Source organism: Mesorhizobium sp. 128a, from assembly GCF_053848025.1.
Genome location: NZ_JBSPKY010000122.1, coordinates 1 through 294, shown reverse-complemented (window position 1 = coordinate 294; position 294 = coordinate 1). Strand labels below are relative to the sequence as shown.

Below are 294 nucleotides of genomic sequence, written 5' to 3'. Positions count from 1 at the left end.
CGATGATTTCCAGTTCCTCGCCGACCTTGACCACGCCACGCTCGACGCGGCCGGTCACGACCGTGCCACGACCCGAGATCGAGAACACGTCTTCGATCGGCATCAGGAACGGCTTGTCCAGCGGACGAACCGGCGTCGGGATGTAGGCGTCGACCTGAGCCATCAGCTCGCGGATCGCGTCTTCGCCGATGGTCTTGTTCGAATCTTCCAGAGCAGCCAGAGCCGAACCCTTGACGATCGGAATGTCGTCGCCGGGGAACTCGTTCTTCGACAGAAGCTCACGAACCTCGAGCT

Annotated in this window: 1 pseudogene; it reads right to left on the bottom strand. The window is 61.6% G+C overall.

Annotated features, from left to right (window positions below):
- A pseudogene (gene tuf / locus ACWTU9_RS33350) lies at nt 1–294 on the bottom strand (elongation factor Tu); the annotation flags it as partial.